The sequence below is a fragment of the Pseudomonas sp. YL2 genome (assembly GCF_023063025.1).
GTDB lineage: Bacteria > Pseudomonadota > Gammaproteobacteria > Pseudomonadales > Pseudomonadaceae > Aquipseudomonas > Aquipseudomonas putida_A.
This window is the reverse complement of sequence record NZ_JAJSLU010000005.1, coordinates 26,589-43,647: the sequence shown is the minus strand read 5'-3', so window position 1 is coordinate 43,647 and position 17,059 is coordinate 26,589. Positions and strand designations below refer to the sequence as shown.

16 protein-coding genes are annotated in these 17,059 nt (G+C 61.8%); 9 read left to right on the top strand and 7 right to left on the bottom strand.

The features are described 5' to 3' along the window. Positions 1–113: 113 nt before the first annotated feature. The 6 genes from LVD08_RS09435 to LVD08_RS09410 all read left to right on the top strand — a co-directional run bounded on the left by LVD08_RS09435 (position 114) and on the right by LVD08_RS09410 (position 7,524). Complete coding sequence (locus tag LVD08_RS09435; protein WP_247268002.1) at positions 114–1,751, top strand: 5-guanidino-2-oxopentanoate decarboxylase; 1,638 nt, start codon at positions 114–116, stop codon at positions 1,749–1,751. Further along, positions 1,748–3,199, top strand: a complete 1,452-nt coding sequence (locus tag LVD08_RS09430) for an aldehyde dehydrogenase family protein (protein WP_247268001.1) — start codon at positions 1,748–1,750, stop codon at positions 3,197–3,199. Before LVD08_RS09435 ends, LVD08_RS09430 begins: the two co-directional genes overlap by 4 nt. Before the next feature lie 217 nt (positions 3,200–3,416). Continuing rightward, positions 3,417–4,520 carry an ABC transporter substrate-binding protein gene (locus tag LVD08_RS09425; RefSeq protein WP_123588622.1) on the top strand — a complete coding sequence of 368 codons (1,104 nt, stop codon included), beginning with the start codon at positions 3,417–3,419 and terminating at the stop codon, positions 4,518–4,520. A gap of 181 nt (positions 4,521–4,701) precedes the next feature. After that, positions 4,702–5,610: an ABC transporter permease gene (locus tag LVD08_RS09420; RefSeq protein WP_025111659.1), complete on the top strand. Its 909-nt coding sequence runs from the start codon at positions 4,702–4,704 to the stop codon at positions 5,608–5,610. Further along, positions 5,607–6,455 (top strand): ABC transporter permease, encoded by an 849-nt coding sequence (locus tag LVD08_RS09415; RefSeq protein WP_247268000.1) that lies wholly within the window; start codon positions 5,607–5,609, stop codon positions 6,453–6,455. The genes LVD08_RS09420 and LVD08_RS09415 overlap by 4 nt, the downstream gene beginning before the upstream one ends. A 13-nt stretch (positions 6,456–6,468) precedes the next feature. Then, positions 6,469–7,524 (top strand): ABC transporter ATP-binding protein, encoded by a 1,056-nt coding sequence (locus tag LVD08_RS09410; protein ID WP_247267999.1) that lies wholly within the window; start codon positions 6,469–6,471, stop codon positions 7,522–7,524. Between the two features lie 125 nt (positions 7,525–7,649). On the opposite strand, the gene LVD08_RS09405 is transcribed toward LVD08_RS09410, so the two are convergent. Beyond that, a complete protein-coding gene (locus tag LVD08_RS09405) occupies positions 7,650–8,579 on the bottom strand; it encodes an AraC family transcriptional regulator (protein ID WP_027612494.1) in 930 nt (309 codons plus the stop codon). Between the two features lie 338 nt (positions 8,580–8,917). Here LVD08_RS09405 and LVD08_RS09400 point away from each other — a divergent pair, with 338 nt between their 5' ends. Continuing rightward, positions 8,918–9,271 (top strand): antibiotic biosynthesis monooxygenase family protein, encoded by a 354-nt coding sequence (locus LVD08_RS09400; RefSeq protein ID WP_247267998.1) that lies wholly within the window; start codon positions 8,918–8,920, stop codon positions 9,269–9,271. A 43-nt stretch (positions 9,272–9,314) separates the two neighbouring features. Then, a complete protein-coding gene (locus tag LVD08_RS09395; RefSeq protein WP_007965872.1) occupies positions 9,315–9,557 on the top strand; it encodes a hypothetical protein in 243 nt (80 codons plus the stop codon). Between the two features lie 6 nt (positions 9,558–9,563). Here LVD08_RS09395 and LVD08_RS09390 read toward each other — a convergent pair whose 3' ends face one another. Together LVD08_RS09390 and LVD08_RS09385 are read right to left on the bottom strand one after the other, a co-directional pair. Next, positions 9,564–10,193, bottom strand: coding sequence for a flavin reductase family protein (locus tag LVD08_RS09390; RefSeq protein WP_183784048.1), 630 nt, complete (start codon positions 10,191–10,193; stop codon positions 9,564–9,566). A gap of 238 nt (positions 10,194–10,431) precedes the next feature. Beyond that, positions 10,432–10,665, bottom strand: a complete 234-nt coding sequence (locus LVD08_RS09385) for a hypothetical protein (protein WP_247267997.1) — start codon at positions 10,663–10,665, stop codon at positions 10,432–10,434. Between the two features lie 343 nt (positions 10,666–11,008). Here LVD08_RS09385 and LVD08_RS09380 point away from each other — a divergent pair, with 343 nt between their 5' ends. Then, positions 11,009–11,764 carry a COG4705 family protein gene (locus tag LVD08_RS09380; protein WP_247267996.1) on the top strand — a complete coding sequence of 252 codons (756 nt, stop codon included), beginning with the start codon at positions 11,009–11,011 and terminating at the stop codon, positions 11,762–11,764. 130 nt (positions 11,765–11,894) lie between these two features. Here the strand turns inward: LVD08_RS09380 and LVD08_RS09375 are convergent, their stop codons facing one another. The 4 genes from LVD08_RS09375 to LVD08_RS09360 all read right to left on the bottom strand — a co-directional run bounded on the left by LVD08_RS09375 (position 11,895) and on the right by LVD08_RS09360 (position 16,900). Beyond that, positions 11,895–13,214 carry an MFS transporter gene (locus tag LVD08_RS09375; protein ID WP_247267995.1) on the bottom strand — a complete coding sequence of 440 codons (1,320 nt, stop codon included), beginning with the start codon at positions 13,212–13,214 and terminating at the stop codon, positions 11,895–11,897. A gap of 321 nt (positions 13,215–13,535) precedes the next feature. After that, the gene (locus tag LVD08_RS09370; RefSeq protein WP_247267994.1) at positions 13,536–14,867 is read right to left on the bottom strand and encodes a sigma-54-dependent transcriptional regulator; all 1,332 of its coding nucleotides are present in this window, start codon (positions 14,865–14,867) and stop codon (positions 13,536–13,538) included. Continuing rightward, complete coding sequence (locus LVD08_RS09365) at positions 14,867–16,627, bottom strand: ATP-binding protein (protein ID WP_247267993.1); 1,761 nt, start codon at positions 16,625–16,627, stop codon at positions 14,867–14,869. The genes LVD08_RS09370 and LVD08_RS09365 overlap by 1 nt, the downstream gene beginning before the upstream one ends. A gap of 78 nt (positions 16,628–16,705) precedes the next feature. Continuing rightward, the gene (locus tag LVD08_RS09360; protein ID WP_103367404.1) at positions 16,706–16,900 is read right to left on the bottom strand and encodes a hypothetical protein; all 195 of its coding nucleotides are present in this window, start codon (positions 16,898–16,900) and stop codon (positions 16,706–16,708) included. Between the last annotated feature and the right edge of the window lie 159 nt (positions 16,901–17,059).

Genomic DNA, 17,059 nt, shown 5'->3' with positions numbered 1-17,059 from the left:
CCCGCGAATGCGGTGTGTCATCCCCATTGATGTTGGCTGGCACACCGCCTTCGCGAGCAAGCCCGCTCCCACCAGGAGCTCGGTGTCTCAAACGAACAAGAAGGGCAATCGACATGGCGACGTGTGGCGAAGTACTGGTCAAGTTACTCGAGGATTACGGGGTCGAGCAGGTGTTCGGCATCCCCGGGGTGCACACCGTGGAACTGTATCGCGGGCTGGCCCGTTCGAGCATCAACCACGTCACTCCACGGCACGAGCAGGGCGCCGGATTCATGGCTGACGGCTATGCGCGCACCAGCGGCAAACCGGGTGTGTGCTTCATCATCACCGGCCCGGGCATGACCAACATCACCACCGCGATGGGCCAGGCCTACGCCGACTCGATCCCGATGCTGGTGATCTCCAGCGTGCAGACCCGCAGCCAGTTGGGTGGCGGTCGCGGCAAACTCCATGAGTTGCCGAACCAGAGCGCGCTGGTCGGCGGCGTCGCGGCGTTCTCCCACACCCTGATGTCGGCGGCGGAATTGCCCGGCGTGCTGGCCCGTGCTTTCGCACTGTTTCAGGCCGGGCGTCCGCGTCCGGTGCACATCGAGATTCCGCTGGATGTTTTGGTAGAAGAGGCTGATGAGCTGCTCGCCAGCGTTCCGGTGCACATCGACCGCGCCGGGGCTGCACCGGCTGCAGTACGGCGCATGGCTGAGTTGCTGGCCGGCGCTCGGCGTCCGCTGATTCTCGCCGGTGGCGGTGCCATCGATGCCGCCGCCGAACTGACTGAGCTGGCCGAGCTGCTCGACGCCCCGGTGGCGCTGACCATCAACGCCAAAGGCATGTTGCCCTCCAGCCATCCGCTGCTGATCGGCTCGACGCAAAGCCTGGTCGCCACTCGCGCACTGGTGGCCGATGCCGACGTGGTGCTGGCGATCGGTACCGAACTGGCCGAAACCGATTACGACGTGACCTTCGCCGGCGGCTTTGAAATCCCCGGCAAGTTGCTGCGCATCGACATCGACGCCGATCAGACCGTGCGCAACTATCCGCCGCACGTGGCCTTGGTCGCCGACTCGCGCAACGCCGCACAAGGGCTGCTCGGCGCACTGTCGCAGCAGGCGCTGGCCGAGCGGCGCAATGATTGGGGTCAGGTGCGGGCAGCACGTCTGCGCGATGAGCTGGCCGCGACCTGGGATGCGCCAACCCTGGCCCAGACCCGTTTTCTGGAAACCGTGCTGCACGAGTTGCCGGACGCAGTATTCGTCGGCGATTCCACACAACCGGTGTACACCGGCAACCTCACGTTCAACCCGGAACGTCCACGGCGCTGGTTCAACTCGTCCACCGGTTACGGCACCCTCGGTTACGCCTTGCCGGCGGCGATTGGCGCGTGGCTCGGTGGCGGCATTGAGGACGGCGCTCGTCCGCCAGTGGTGTGCCTGATCGGCGACGGCGGCTTGCAGTTCACCCTGCCGGAACTGGCCAGCGCGGTTGAAGCGCACACGCCGGTAATCGTCCTGCTGTGGAATAACCAGGGCTACGAAGAGATCAAGAAGTACATGGTCAACCGCGCCATCGAACCGGTCGGCGTCGACATCTACACTCCGGATTTCATTGGTGTGGCCAAGGCCCTTGGCTGCGCCGCCGAAGCGATCAGTTCGGTTGAACAATTGCGCGGCGCGCTGCGTGCCGCCACCGATCGTCAGGGCCCGACCCTGATCGAGATCGACCAGAGCCAATGGATGCAGGCGGTGGCCCGATGATCAATTTCCCAACCACACTCGATGGTCTGTATATCAACGGTCAATGGTCGGCCGGGCGTGAGCATCTGCGGGTGATCAACCCGGCCACCGAAGCGCTGCTGACCACGGTCAATGGCGGCGATGAACGCGCGGTTGATCTGGCCGTCAGCGCCGCCACTGAAGCGTTCAAGCGCTGGTCGAAAACCACTGGGGCCGAGCGTGGCGCGATTCTGCGCAACATCGCCAACGGCGTGCGCAACGGTCGCGATCATCTAATGAAGCTGCAGTCGAGCAACAACGGCAAACCGCAATTCGAAGCGGCGATCGACGTCGATGATGTGATCGCCACTTTCGAGTATTACGCCGAATTGGCCGAAGGCCTCGATGCACAACTCGACAGTAACGTGGCGCTGCCCAGCGACGATTTCAGCGCACGTCTGCGCCGTGAGCCGTGCGGTGTGGTCGGGCTGATCGTACCGTGGAATTTCCCGATGGTCACCACCGCGTGGAAGCTCGCCCCGGCCTTGGCCGCCGGCTGCTGCGTGGTGCTCAAACCGTCGGAAGTCACGCCGCTGCCGGAGCTGGAACTGGCGGCGATCATTGCCGAGTCCGGCTTGCCCGACGGTGTGTTCAACCTGGTTTGCGGCACCGGTCTGGCGGTCGGTGCGCCGCTGTCGGCGGACCCGCGCATCGCCAAGATTTCCTTCACCGGCAGCAACGCCGTCGGTGTGCAAGTAATGCAGCGTGCCGCCGAAACGGTGAAGGGCGTGAGCCTGGAACTGGGCGGCAAATCTTCGCTGCTGGTGCTTGAAGATGCCGAATTGGAACTGGCGGTGGAACTGGCCTGCGGCGGCGGTTTCTTCAACGCCGGGCAGATGTGCTCGGCCACCAGCCGGGTGCTGGTCGCCGATGAGCTGGCCGATGAATTTCTTGAGCGTCTGCAAAAGCGCGCGCAAGCGATTCGCGTGGCCGATCCGTTCGACCCGGACGTGGAGATGGGCGCGCTGGTCAATCAGGCGCAATACCAGCGCGTGCTCGGCCACATCGACCGCGGTTTGAGTGCCGGGGCGAAGCTGGTGTGCGGCGGTAATCGTCCGGCGGATCTGCCGCGCGGCTATTTTTTGCAGCCGACAGTGTTCACCGACGTGCCCCTCGACAGTGCGTTGTGGTGTGAAGAGATTTTCGGCCCGGTGCTCTGCGTGCGCAGTTTCAGCAGCGAAGCCGAGGCGATTGCCCTGGCCAACGACAGCCAGTTCGGGCTGGTCGCCAGTGTGGTGACGCGTAACGCCGAGACCGCCGACCGGGTCGCCAATGCCCTGCAGGCGGGGCTTGTATGGCTCAACGCGCCGCAAGTGATCTTCCCGCAGACGGCGTGGGGCGGCTACAAGCAGAGCAGCATCGGCCGCGAATTGGGGCCGTGGGGCCTGGCCGCGTTTCAGGAAATCAAACACGTGATCCGGGCGCTCTGAACGCCCGAAAACGGTGAGTGCATGCCTCGCAACGAGGCATGCGTCGGTGTCATGGCTTCGATGAGTTTTTATCGATAGTCAGGTGTATTGCACGACCTCAGGATGAACCCGTCGGCAGCGCTGCAGGCCTTTTAATACAAGGCCTGCAGCGGATCCGGCCGCGCGGATGCAACGGTTGCGACCAACCTCATACTTAAAAGAACAAAGGGAGTCCTTCATGGGCGAGCATGATCTGAACAGGCGTCAATTCATTAAAACCGTCGGCGTCGCCTCGGTAGCGGCGGCGGCCCTGAGCATGCCCTTCATCCGGGCCAGCGCCAGCGACACGCGATTCGCCGGCAAGACCCTGCGTTTGCTGACCTGGTCGGATGACACCGGCCTTGCCGCACTGCGCAACATCGCCGCCACCTTCGAGGCCAAGACCGGCGCCAAGGTCATCGCCGACCGCACCGGCAGCACCTCGGAAATGGTCGCCAAACTCAAGGCCGGCGGTGACCGTCCGCAGTACGACATCATCACCCTGGCCGGGGTCGGCGCCGAAGGTCTGGCCGCCGCCGGGCTGCTGGAAAAACCCGACCTCAACCGGATTCCAAACCTGATCGACGTACCGGAAAAATACCGCACCGGCGCCAACGGGCACGGCATCGGTTACCTGCTGTGGTGCAACAGTCTGGTCTACAGCACCCGCACCCTCAAACAGGCACCGGACAGTTATGCCGCGCTGTGGGATGCCGATCTGGCGCCGAACATTTTCCTGCCGCCGCCGAACTGGACCGAGGCCATGGACCTGATCATCATCGCCGCGAAACTGGCCGGCGGTGACGAACACAACATCGAGCCGGGCTTCAAGAAACTCGCCGAGCTGAAGGAGCGTGTGGTCACCCTCGGCGAGAATCCGAACCAGATCGCCGAACTGTTCCGCACCGGGTCGTTGGACATGGGTGGGCTGTACGCCCCGGCATTCTTCCCCAAGCAGATCCGCGATCCGAACTACGGTCTCGGTGCCACGTTCGGCATGAAGGAAGGTTTCTACACTGACCTGATGCTCTCGGTGATGCCGAAGAACCGTCCGGGCGACACCGACCTGGCCTACGCCTTCATCGACCACTCTCTCGACCCGCTGGTGCAGGGCAAGATGGCCGAAGACATCTTCAACGGCCCGGTCAACGCCAAGGCGATCATCTCAGCCGAAGCGCGCAAGAGTCCGTACATCCTCACGCCGGAGCAGATTGCCGAGAAGGCGATCATGCACGACAACGCCTTCCTGGCGACCGTGCATGACCAATGGATTCGTCGCTATACGGAAATTTTTTCTTCCTGACCGAGAGCCGAGCACAGGCCCTGAGAGCGCCACAAATCAAATGTGGGAGCGGGCTTGCTCGCGAATGCAATCTGTCAGTCGACATTGTTGCTGACTGAACCACCGCTTTCGCGAGCAAGCCCGCTCCCACAGGAGATTGAGGTGTTTGCGAGATTAGCTTTCCATTGACGAGATCATTGCTATGGAACATCAATCCCTGACCCAACCGGTTGGCGCCGCTGACGTGCGCCCGGCGCGCGGTATTTCGCCGACCGCCCGGGCGTGGTTTTTCCTCACGCCGTCGATGCTGTTTCTCGGCGTGCTGATCGCCGCCAGCCTGCTGGTGCTGCGCATGAGCGTCGGCACTAAAGGCGCGGAATGGAGCGGGTTCAGCCTCGCCAGCTACGCGCAATTGCTCGAACCCTATTATCTCAAGTCCCTGCTGCTGACCCTGCGTCTGGCGCTGATCAGTGCAGTGATCGCGGTGCTGCTGGCGATCCCGGTGGCGTACACCATGTCACGGCTGACCTCGCCGTTCGTGCGGCGGATCTTCCTTGCCGCAGTGTTGCTGCCGCTGCTGGTCAACCTCCTGCTGCAAAGCTACGGCTGGCTGGTGATTCTTGGCCCGGGCGGGATGCTCAACCAGACGCTGATGGGCCTGGGCCTGATCAAGCGTCCGATCATGCTGCTGTACAACCAGAACGGCGTGCTGATGGGGCTGGTGCAGACCGCGTTTCCTTTGGCCGTGCTGCCGATTGCCAGCGCCATGCGTGGTGTTGCGCGTACCTACGAAGAGGCGGCGGCGACACTGGGCGCCAGTCGTTTTCAGGTGTTCCGTCAGGTGGTGTTGCCGATGAGTCTGCCGGGGATCATCACCGGGGCGACGCTGGTGTTCGCCTACAACGCCAGCAGTTTTGTCGTGCCGTTGCTGCTCGGTGGCCGCCGTGTGCCGATGCTCGCGGTGATGGTGCATGACCAGATCGCGCCGCTGATGAACTGGCCCGCGGCATCCGCTGCCGGGGTGGTGCTGATCGTCACCACGCTGGCGATCATGACGCTGTCTGAATACATCACCGGCCGTCGTCGGCGTCTGCTGGAGGCTTCGCAATGAGTACCCTGACCAACAAGCGCATGGCGCTGCTGCCTGGCGACACCGGCAAGTTCGCCGGGATCCTCTCCGGGTTCATTCTGCTGCTGGCGGTGTTGCCGATCCTGACCATGATCGTCATGTCGTTCAGCGGTGCGTCGAACCTCGACTTCCCGCCGAGCAGCTACAGCCTGCAGTGGTACAAGGCGGCCTGGCACACCTTCGTCTCGCCAGACGCCAGCGACGTGCTGAGCCTCGGTCAGGCCATGGCCACCAGCCTGCTGGTGTCGTGTCTGACCATGGTTTTCGCCACGTTGATCGCGGTGCCAGCGGCTTATGCGCTGACCCGTTGCGAGTTCCGTGGCAAAGCCCTGGCGCTGCAACTGATGTCGCTGCCGCTGGTGTTCCCGATGGTGGTGTTGGGCCTGGCCTTGCTGCTGGTGTTCGACAGCCTGCCGTTCCACCTGACCACTTCGCGGCTAGTGATTGCCCACGTGATTCTGGCGCTGCCGTTCGTGGTGAAAAACTGCACCGCCGCCATGCTCTCCATCGGCAGTGAAGTCGAAGAGGCGGCGCGGATGCTCGGCGCCTCACCGCTGCGGGCGATTGTCGACGTGGTGGTGCCGCTGATGAAGTCGGGGATTCTGGCGGGGATGCTGCTGGCGTTCATCGTCTCGTTCAACGAATTCACCGTGACCTATTTCCTCTACACCATCGACGTCATGACCGTGCCGATCTGGATGTACAGCCGCACCGTGTCATCGCTCGACCCTACCGTGTTCTCGTTTGCCGTGCTGATCGTGCTGATCGACTTCGTCCTGATCTGGGCGCTGGAGAAGCTGGTGGGCGAGGGCGGCGTTTCCTTTTGATTTGAGGTGCAACATGACTGGTCTGATTCTGGAAAACGTCGAGAAATTCTACGGCTCGGCTTGCGCGGTACAGGACGTCAACCTGCATTTGCCGGAAGGCCAACTGGTGTGTTTTCTCGGCCCGTCGGGCTGCGGCAAAACCACCTTGCTGCGGATGATCGCCGGGCTGGAAACCCTGACCGGCGGCGAGATTCGCCTGGATGGCGAGAACATCGGCCACACCCCGGCGCACCTGCGCAACTTCGGCATGGTGTTCCAGTCGCTGGCGCTGTTCCCGCACATGACTGTCGGCGAGAACATCGCCTACCCGCTGAAACTGCGCGGCGTGAGCAAGGCCGAGCAACTGGCGCGGGTGGTGGAATTGCTGGAGTTGATCCAGTTGCAGGCGATGATCGACCGGCCGGTGGCGAAACTCTCCGGCGGGCAACGGCAGCGGGTGGCGATTGCCCGGGCCATCGCCTCGCGGCCGAAAATCCTCCTGCTCGACGAACCGCTGTCGGCGCTGGACGCCAAGCTCCGCGAGTCGATGCAGGTGGAAATCCGCCAGTTGCAACAGCGCTTGAACATCACCACGATCATGGTCACCCACGATCAGCGCGAAGCCATGACCATGGCCGACATCGTCGTGGTGCTGGGCGAGCACAAGGTGCAGCAGGTGGGCACGCCGATCGAAATCTATCGGCATCCGGCCAACGAGTTCGTTGCCGACTTCATCGGTTCGGGCAACATTTTTCCGGCCACGGCGCTGGGTGACGGCAAGGTCAGTTTGCCGGGCGGTGATGCGCTGCAAGTGCCGATCTGCAGCAGCATCGAGGCAGGGCAGAAGGTGAAGATGCTGATTCGCCCGGAGGACCTCCAACTGTCCGCGCCACAAGCCACGGCGGGCAATCGCTTGCTCGGCAAGGTGACGTTCGTGCGCGATATCGGCGCGACCATCGAGACCACGGTGGAGTGTTCCGGGGTGACGTTCACCGCGTTGAGTACGCCGTGTCAGGGGATCGGTTTGGGGATCGGGCATCCGGTGTCGGTGACGTTGCCGAGCGAGGCGTGTCGGGTGTTGGGGGCTTGATCAGGATTTGATGGTGATCTTGCCGATGCCATCGCGAGCAGGCTCACTCCTACAGGTGAACGCATTCCAACTGTAGGAGTGAGCCTGCTCGCGATAGGGCCATAAGCCTCACCGCAGATGCCGGATCAGACCGACTGCCGCAACCGCGCCAGATCCCTTAACGGCGGTGCACCAAACAAGCGGCTGTACTCGCGGCTGAACTGCGACGGGCTTTCGTAACCCACGCGATAGCCCGCCGCCGACGCTTCCAGCCCTTCGGCCAGCATCAGGCGCCGCGCCTCTTGCAGGCGTAGCTGCTTCTGGTACTGCAACGGACTCATCGCCGTCATCGCCTTGAAACGGTGATGCAGGGTCGAGACGCTGAGGTTCACTTCTTTCGCCAGATCATCGATGCGCAGCGGCTGTTCGAAGTTGCCGTTGAGCCATTTGATCGCCTGGCTGATGCGGTGGCTCTGGCTGTTGGCAATCGCGATTTCATACAAGCGATGGCCCTGCGGACTGCGCAGCAGGCGATAGAGAATCTCCCGGCGAATCAGTGGCGCGAGCATGGCGATGTCTTTCGGCGCATCCAGCAGTCGCGCCAGACGCAACACCGCGTCGAGCATCGCGCTGTCGATCTTTTCCACATACAGGCCGCGCCCGGTCGGTCGGGTCGGCACGCCCATCGGCCCAGCGTCGGCGATCAGTGCAGTGATTTCCGCGGGGTCGATGTCCAGGCGCACGGCGAGAATCGGATCCTCCGGCGAGACATTCACTACCCGCCCGCTGAGCGGCATCGAGACCGAGACCACCAGATAATTCAGCGGGTCGTAATTGAAGAACTCATCCGCCAGGCGCACCTCTTTGCGGCCCTGGGCCATGATGCACAGCGCCGGTTGCGCCAGCACCGGGGCGAAGTCATGGGACTGGGTATGGCGCGACATGAACAGCGAGCCGATGGCGGTCTGATAACTGCCGTCGTCGGTGGTATTGCGGCGAATGATCGCCGCGAGTTCTGCACGCTGTTTTTCCATGTCGGCATCGGGCGGAGACTGGAAACGATCGAATGACGTCATGCACGGCATCCTCGGCAAGGAATCTGGAATGGGGCAGAGCATATGTTTGTGCAAGCGCCAGCGGTAGACACATCCTGTCAAATGCTTGCCTGATTCTGCATTGCATTGCCGGCGTGCCCAGTCATAGCAGGATGCAGGGCGGAAAACTTGCTTGAAACGCCGTATGACAGTGGTGTGACGCTGTTTTGCAGGTTGTTACGAGCTTTGTGTGCAGTCTCGCAGGATTGTGCAACGCAGCGGCAGGAATCGACTAACGGCACCTTGCGCCCGGCCCTTAACCTTTGATCCTGTCGCAGCCCGTCCCCCGGCTGCCACGCGACTCCCTGGGAGGGTTGAACATGTCCAAGCAGATTCCCGTCAGTCATATGGCCTTCGTTCGAGCGCGCGCCGGACGCTCCGCCGAACTGGGTGTACGCCTCAGTTCCTTGATCGAACCGTCACGCAACGCCCCCGGTTGCCTGAACTTTGCCCTGCAGCATTCGCAATGCGATCCGGAGCTGTGGCTGGTCTCCGGTTTCTGGAGCCATCAACAGGCAATGACCGCGTATTTCAACAGCCCGTCGATGCAGATCTTTGCCGAATTGGTTCAGGATCTGGTGGTCAACAGCCTGGATTTCCACACCTTCAAAGAAGTGTCGGCGGCGCAGGCGCTCGGACAATGCCCGGCACCGATACACAAACTCGCCGGTTGAGGGTTTAATGTCCGGCTTATTCATCTGAGCCAGGATGTGTGCCATGGCACGTAAAGAGTTCGAACACTTCGAAGCAGTCTCCGCAGTCGTCCCCGTCGAGTTGGGCGGCAACAAGGGTTACCACGCGGCAATCGCGGTCAAGGCCCTGGTCGATGGCGGTGCGCCTCGCTTCCACAAACTGCTGGGTGATCAGGTTTTCCCCGGTGCCATCGCTGCCGATGAGGCTGCCATCAATGAGCTGGACCGCCTCAAGGGCGTCACTGATGACGCCGAGCTGATCTGGTAACTGCGCTTACTTGCCCGCCCCCGGGCGCCACATCTTGAACAGGGCTTCAGGCCCCAACTGGAAATAATCCGCCGGCCCGCCGCCGCGCAGAATCGGTTCTGCCGCGGCGGTGTCGTAGATCCCGTCCTTCAACAGCCATTTGGCGATATGCACGGCGACCACTTCGCCGAGAATCAGCCAGCTCGGTACGGTTTCGCCATCGGCGCGCTGCAACTGAATGATCTGCGTGACCTTGCACTCGAAGGACACCGGGCTTTCTGCTACCCGTGGTACCGCAATCACCTTCGACGCCACCGGCGTCAGCCCGGCCAATTCAAACTCGTTGACTTCAGGCGCGACCATCGCGCAGCTCTGGTTCATCTGCTCGGCCAACGGGCGAGTGGCGAGGTTCCAGGCGAACTCGCCGGTCTGCTCGATGTTGTTCAGGCTGTCTTTGCGCCCGATGCTGGAAAAACCAATGATCGGCGGAATGTAGTTGAACGCGTTGAAGAAACTGTAAGGCGCAAGATTCAGCTGGCCGTCGGCATCCTGCGAAGAAATCCAGCCGATGGGACGCGGGCCGACGATGGCGTTGAACGGATCGTGGGGCAGGCCGTGGCCGTTGGCGGGTTCGTAGAAGTGGATGTCATCGGACATGGTGAATGAGTTCCTGAGGCTGCGTTTGGTTGCAGCCATAGTGCAAGGACGCCCCGCATATTTCCAGCCAGACGCTGATTCCTCTGTAGGAGCTGCCGCAGGCTGCGATCTTTTGATTCTGTTTTTCAAGATCAAGATCAAAAGATCGCAGCCTGTGGCAGCTCCTACAGGGGAATTGTGTGGATTTCAGAAATGACTAAGCCCGGCCGGAGCCGGGCTGTGGAAGCGCTGCTGATAATCAGCTGATGGCTGCAGCAGTACCGGTCTTGTCGAAACCATCGGCGGCCACGGTTTTGCCGATGTTGGTTTTATCGAAACCGTCAGCGGCGTAAGTGCCCGAGTGGCTGTTTTCGATGGCAGCGGTGCCGCCGGAGATGAAGTCGGCCGATTTGGTTTTGTCCGAGCCATCGGCAGCGAAGGTGTTGGCGGCCAGTACGGACAGGGTCAGGGCGAGGATCAGTTTGGTTTTCATGTGAGTGACTCCAGATTCGTTGGCGGGTGTGTCTTGCATGGGTTTAATGCTACGCCAACTAAATTGATAAAAAAGCGCAAATAAATGCTAAAAACAATCGATTAACTTGATATTAAGGGCGGCGCATTGAATGGGCTTCCACTGTCGGGAGCGAACGCCGCGCGGGTCATCGATCAGGTAGTGGCAGGATGCCGGGGCAGCATTAATGGGGGATTAATCGCTGATTTTCGCGATATGACGGATTTTTCATCTGTTGCCGACCGGTTTTTCACCGGTGCGACGCCAGTCTGCCCACGGCCAGAAAACCAAGAAGCGGCCGTCCCACACTGGAGCTTTGCTTGCGATGAACAAACTGCCTCAAATCACCCTGGCGTTCTGGGTCATGAAAATCTGCGCGACGACCCTGGGGGAAACCGCGGGGGACTTGCTGTCGATGACCCTCAACGTCGGGTACGCCCTCAGCTCGCTGATCCTGATCAGCGTGTTCGTGCTGACGCTGATCAGCCAACTGATGGCCAAGACCTACAAGCCGCTGCTGTACTGGATCGTGATTCTGTCGACCAGCACCGCCGGCACCACCATGTCCGACTTCATGGATCGTACCCTTGAACTGGGCTACGCCACCGGGTCGATGATCCTGATTGCGATTCTGCTGGCGATCTTCACGGCTTGGCGCCTGAGCGGCGACTCGTTGAACGTCAGCAAGGTGCAGACCTTCCGTGGCGAGATGTTCTACTGGATGGCGATTCTTTTTTCCAACACCCTGGGCACGGCGCTCGGTGACTACCTGGCCGATGATTCGGGCCTGGGTTTTGCCGGTGGCGCGCTGCTGATCGGCTCGACCATTGCCGTGGTCGTGGCGCTCAAATACTTCACGAAGATTTCGTCGGTGCTGTTGTTCTGGGTGGCGTTCGTGCTGACCCGGCCGTTCGGTGCGACCTTGGGCGATTTGATGACCAAGCCCCATGAAAAGGGCGGTCTGGACTTCGGCACCATCGGCTCGTCGGCGGTGCTGGCGGGGATTCTGCTGGTGATGATTGTTGGCGCGTCGTATGCGCAGAAGCGTTATGGCAAGCCGCCGGTTGCCGAGTTGAGCTGATACCGAGTCGCCCCAATCGCGAGCAGGCTCACTCCTACAAAGGGCGGCGTACACCAATCAATGTAGGAGTGAGCCTGCTCGCGATGAGGCCATAACAGCCACCATCACAATGGCTGAACTGTCTCATTCCTCAGTCAGTCACGATCCGCGAGTGTTTCTGCGTGTCTTTCATGGTGATGTACACCAGCAGCGACACCGCGATGCACGCGGTCACGTACCAGTAGTAACCGGTTTCCATGCCGATGCTCTTGAACCACAGTGCGATGTATTCGGCGGTACCGCCGAAGATCGACACGGTCAAGGCGTACGGCAGGCCGACGCCCAGCGCGCGGATTTCGGTCGGGAACAGTTCGGCTTTCACCACGGCGTTGATCGAGGTGTAGCCGCTGACGATGATCAGTGCCGCCATGATCAGGAAGAACGCGCCCCACCAGGTCTGGATGGTGTGCAGGGTCATCAGGATCGGCACGGTGAAGATCGTCCCGAGTACGCCGAAAGCGATCAGGATCGGACGACGACCGATTTTATCGGACAAACCACCGATGATCGGTTGCAGGCACATGAACAGGAACAGCGTGGCGGCAGAAATGGTGGTCGAGTCGGAGATGCTCATGCCGACGGTATTCACCAGGTATTTCTGCATGTAGGTGGTGTAGGTGTAGAACGCCAGCGTACCGCCCATGGTCAGGCCGACCACGGTCAGCAGTTCTTTCGGGTGGCGCATCAAGGTGCGCATCGCGCTTTCCTTGGACTTCTCTTTCTTGGTGAACGATTCGGTTTCTTCCATGCCGCGACGCAGGTACAAGGCAACGATCGCGCACAGTGCGCCGATGGCGAACGGAATACGCCAGCCCCACGCGTACAGCTGTTCGGTGGTCAGCATGTTCTGCAGCACGATCAGCACGCCCAGCGCGATCAGCTGGCCGGAGATCAGGGTCACGTACTGGAAGCTGGAGAAGAAGCCGCGACGCTCCCTGGTCGCCATCTCCGACAGGTAGGTGGCCGAGGTGCCGTACTCGCCGCCGACCGACAGACCTTGCAGCAAGCGGGCGAAGACCAACAGGATCGGCGCGCCGATGCCGATGGTTTCATAGTTGGGGCTGAGGGCGATCAGCAAGGAGCCGAAGCACATCAGGTAGACCGAGGCCATCAAGGCTTTCTTGCGACCGACCTTGTCGGCGTAGAGGCCCATCAGCCAGCCACCAATCGGGCGCATCAGGAAACCCACGGCGAAGATCGCGGCGGTGTTCATCAGTTGCGCGGTGGTGGAACCGGCGGGGAAGAAAGTCTTGGCGAAGTACAGCGAGAAAGCGGCGTAGACGTACCAGTCGTACCACTCGACCATGTTGCCGACCGAGCCGCTGAAGATCGATTTGATCCGGCTGGCGGTGGTTCTTTCTTTGACGGGCGCGGCAGCCGACCCAAGGGGCAGGGCGTTGGAGTTATCCATTGAAGGATCCTTCGTTTAATTGTTTTTGTGGAGCGCGTTGGAACGCAGCCTGCTGGGGCTATAGCAGGAGCTGTGCCAACGGGGGGAGGGCCGGTTTAGAGGGGGCGGAAAGACTGAATGAGCGGAAATCCGCTTATGGCTGGATTGTGGTGAGCGGAAAATTGCTCATTCAGGCTGATGGATAAATGTTGCCTTTGCGGGCCTCTTCGCGGGCAAGCCCGCTCCCACAGTGGTCGGTGGTGTTCACACATTCTGTGTTCAGCACAAAACCCTGTGGGAGCGGGCTTGCTCGCGAAGAGGCCTGATCAGACACTGCAAAACTCAGCTGCCCGGAACAAACATCTCCCGGCTCAACCCATGCCGCTGCAGCTTTTCATTGAAGGTCCGGCGCGGCAGTTGCAACTCTTCCAGCACCGCTTTCACATCGCCCTTGTGCCGGGTCAGCGCCGCGCGCAGGCATTGCGCTTCAAAGGCTTCCTGCTGCGCGGCGAGGGACTGGCCCGGATCGATGCCCTGCACCGGCTCATCCAGCCCCAACACCTGGCGCTCGGCGACGTTCGCCAGTTCACGCACGTTGCCCGGCCAGTCGTGGCTGAGCAGGTGACTCAATTGCGCCCCGCTCAACGGCGGGAAAGTGCGGCCCAGACGCTGGGCAGCGCTGAAGGCGAACGATTCGAACAGCAGCGGAATGTCTTCGCGGCGATCGCGCAGCGGCGGCAGGCGCAGCTCGGCGACGTTCAGGCGATACGCCAGGTCTTCGCGAAAACGTCCGGCCCGGGCCTCATCCAGCAGATCAGGCTTGGTCGCGGCAACGATCCGCAGATCGACGCGAATGCTCTGGTTCGATCCCAGCCGCTCCAGCTTCTGTTCCTGCAACACCCGCAGCAATTTCACTTGCTGAGCCAGCGGCATGCTTTCGATTTCATCGAGAAACAGCGTGCCGCCGTCGGCGTATTCCAGCTTGCCGATGCGCTTGCCGGACGCGCCGGTGAACGCGCCACTTTCATGGCCGAACAGCTCGGCTTCGAACAACTGCTCGGGAATCGCCGCGCAGTTCAGCGCCACAAAGGGCTTGTCCGCGCGCGGGCCGAAATCATGCAGGCAGCGGGCGATCAGTTCCTTGCCGCTGCCGGTTTCGCCGCGGATCAACACGTTGACCGGCAGCGCCGCCAGATCCAGCACTTGCCGACGCAAGGTCTGCATGCCACGGGACACGCCGAGCAGCGTCGCATCGAGTCTGGCGCGGTGGTCGGCCTGCTCGTGCAGGGCGCGGTTTTCCAATACCAGTCGCCGCTTGTCGAGTGCCCGGCGCAGGCTGCCGAGCAGGGTGTCCGGGCTGAACGGTTTTTCCAGAAAGTCGTAGGCGCCGTCACGCATGGCTTCGACCGCCATCGGTACATCGCCGTGACCGGTCAGCAGTATCACCGGCAAATCGCTGTCACGGCGCTGCACTTCGGCCAACAACTGCAAACCACTGAGCCCGGGCATGCGCACATCGCTGAGGATCACCCCGGGGAAGTGCGCGGGCAGTGCAGCCAGGCAATCCTCGGCGCGGCTGAACAGCTGCACCTCGAACCCCGACAGGCTCAGCCATTGCTCCACAGCGCTGCGAATGCTGCTTTCGTCATCGACCACCATCACCGAGTTGAGCATCAGATGTGTGCCTCCAGATCGATCGGCAGGGTCAGGCTGAACACCGCGCCCGCCTCGCCATTTTCCACGCTCAGGCGCCCGCCGGATTCATGCACGATGGCAAAGGATACCGCCAGCCCGAGGCCGAGTCCGTCACCCACCGGTTTGGTGGTGAAGAACGGGTCGAACACCTGATTCAAGTGTTGTTCGGCAATTCCGCCGCCATTGTCGATCACGCTCAGGCGCCACAGTTGTTCGTCCACTTCCAGGCGAATTTCCAGGCGCTTGCACGGTTTGCCTTGCATTGCATCGAGGGCATTGCGCAGCAGATTGATCAGCACCTGTTCGAGGCGTATTGCATCACCACGCACCCAGGCCGGACGCGTCAGGTGCAGCACCAGACTGACCTGTTCGTCGCGTAGGCGCGCATCGAGCAGTTGCAGCGACTGATCGACCACGGTCGCCAGGTCCAGCCGTTCGCGCAGGCCGCTGGGGCTTTTGCGGGCGAAGGTTTTCAGGTGACCGGTGAGCGATGCCATGCGCGTGAGCATGTCGTCCACCGGTTTGAGCGCCTTGTACGCATCATCGACGCGGCCATGTTCGAGCAGCAGGCGCAGCGTCGCCAACTGCATGCGTTGCGCGGTCAGCGGTTGATTGATCTCGTGGGCCAGTGCGGCGGACATCTGCCCCAGCGCCGCGAGCTTGGCCGATTGCACCAGACCGTCCTGCGCGGTGCGCAGATCGCGGGTGCGTTCTTCGACCAGTTGTTCGAGTTCTTCGCGGTTGCGCTGACGGACTTTCGACAGGCGCCAGCGCTGATTGAGGAACAGCAGCAAAAACACCAACGCCAGCCATACACCCGCAGCGGCCAGCCCGGCGTTGCGCAAGTCTTCGAAGGCTACTTGCGGGCGGCGCAGCAGGTGCAGGGTCCAGCCTTCGGTGGCCAGCGGCAGCGATTCCCACAAGTAGTCCGCCGTTCCGTCCGGGCCTTCGACCCGGCGCAGGTCGCTGTTGTCGTCGAAGTGACGCAGGGACAAATGCGTCAGCGGGATCAGCGATTGTTTGTCGTACTGGCGCGTGCGCTTGATCTCGTCCATGTCGCGGCTGTCCAGTGGCCGCAACGAGCGATAGCGCCAGCCGGGCTGGTTGGCGATGAAGATGATTCCGCGTGCATCGCTGACCAGCAGCGTGTCGCTGCCCTGGCTCCATTCGCGCTCAAGCTCGGGGAACTCCAGCTTGACCACCATCGCGCCGAGAAACTCGGCATTGTCGCCGAGCACCGCGCTGGACAGAAAATAGCCGGGGATGCCGCTGGTCACGCCCACCGCATAAAAGCGCCCGCTGCCCTGAGTGCGGGTCTGGCTGAAGTACGGACGAAAACCGTAGTTGTGGCCGACGTAACTGCTCGGCAGGCGCCAGTTGCTGGCGGCCACCGCGAGGCCGCTGTGATCAAGCAGCTCGAGGGTCGAGGACTGCGCCGCGCCGTTGATCTGCTCCAGCTTCAGATTCAGCGCGTTCTGTTGTTCCGCGCCCACCGGCCCGGCCAGCGCGCTGCGCAATTGCGGGTCCAGCGCCAGCACGGCGGGCAGGGCGCGATAGCGGTCGATCAGGGTGTGCAACGAGTTGGCATACAGCGCCAATTGCTGGCTGGCACGGGTCGCGTCTTCCTCCATCGCCTGGCGTTCGGCGTGGCGGATGGCAAGGGTCGCGGCGATGGCCGCACCGGCAATGATCAGCAGGGTGTACAACGACAAACGCAGGGTACGGGAAGTCGGCAGCATGCTGGGCTAATGGATAAAGGGACGGGCGGGCACGATAGCATGGGCCTGCCCGTCCTTCTCGTCTGACGCGTTACCTGATCAGACCGCCGTGAACCGGTGTGAGTGTGAAAGCAGCATGGTGCGTGTATAAGCCAGCTCGCCAATGACGGCTTGCGTGGCCTGTGTCAGGCTTTCGACGCTATCACTCGAACAAACCAAACGCTTGCTGAAAGTGGCAATCGTCGAACTCTTGGCGATGGAGGGCGGGGTGATACTGAGGTCTTGATCAGCCATGAGTCACATACATTGCACAGGCGAAGACGCAGATGGATTGACGCTAACAACGATCACGGCAGCGCACACCTGTCAGATCTGACAGGTGCGCTCAAGCCCAAGGTATGTGTCGTTCTCCCAGGCATAAAAAAGGCCGGCCCGTCGATTGACGGGCCGGCC

Bases quoted from the DNA above. Each gene is read 5' to 3' on its own strand.
- LVD08_RS09385 (WP_247267997.1), bottom strand. From the start codon at position 10,665: ATGAAAACCAAACTGATCCTCGCCCTGACCCTGTCCGTACTGGCCGCC.
- LVD08_RS09435 (WP_247268002.1), top strand. From the start codon at position 114: ATGGCGACGTGTGGCGAAGTACTGGTCAAGTTACTCGAGGATTACGGG.
- LVD08_RS09390 (WP_183784048.1), bottom strand. From the start codon at position 10,193: ATGTCCGATGACATCCACTTCTACGAACCCGCCAACGGCCACGGCCTG.
- LVD08_RS09360 (WP_103367404.1), bottom strand. From the start codon at position 16,900: ATGGCTGATCAAGACCTCAGTATCACCCCGCCCTCCATCGCCAAGAGT.
- LVD08_RS09430 (WP_247268001.1), top strand. From the start codon at position 1,748: ATGATCAATTTCCCAACCACACTCGATGGTCTGTATATCAACGGTCAA.
- LVD08_RS09375 (WP_247267995.1), bottom strand. From the start codon at position 13,214: ATGGATAACTCCAACGCCCTGCCCCTTGGGTCGGCTGCCGCGCCCGTC.
- LVD08_RS09365 (WP_247267993.1), bottom strand. From the start codon at position 16,627: ATGCTGCCGACTTCCCGTACCCTGCGTTTGTCGTTGTACACCCTGCTG.
- LVD08_RS09405 (WP_027612494.1), bottom strand. From the start codon at position 8,579: ATGACGTCATTCGATCGTTTCCAGTCTCCGCCCGATGCCGACATGGAA.
- LVD08_RS09420 (WP_025111659.1), top strand. From the start codon at position 4,702: ATGGAACATCAATCCCTGACCCAACCGGTTGGCGCCGCTGACGTGCGC.
- LVD08_RS09395 (WP_007965872.1), top strand. From the start codon at position 9,315: ATGGCACGTAAAGAGTTCGAACACTTCGAAGCAGTCTCCGCAGTCGTC.
- LVD08_RS09415 (WP_247268000.1), top strand. From the start codon at position 5,607: ATGAGTACCCTGACCAACAAGCGCATGGCGCTGCTGCCTGGCGACACC.
- LVD08_RS09425 (WP_123588622.1), top strand. From the start codon at position 3,417: ATGGGCGAGCATGATCTGAACAGGCGTCAATTCATTAAAACCGTCGGC.
- LVD08_RS09380 (WP_247267996.1), top strand. From the start codon at position 11,009: ATGAACAAACTGCCTCAAATCACCCTGGCGTTCTGGGTCATGAAAATC.
- LVD08_RS09410 (WP_247267999.1), top strand. From the start codon at position 6,469: ATGACTGGTCTGATTCTGGAAAACGTCGAGAAATTCTACGGCTCGGCT.
- LVD08_RS09370 (WP_247267994.1), bottom strand. From the start codon at position 14,867: ATGCTCAACTCGGTGATGGTGGTCGATGACGAAAGCAGCATTCGCAGC.
- LVD08_RS09400 (WP_247267998.1), top strand. From the start codon at position 8,918: ATGTCCAAGCAGATTCCCGTCAGTCATATGGCCTTCGTTCGAGCGCGC.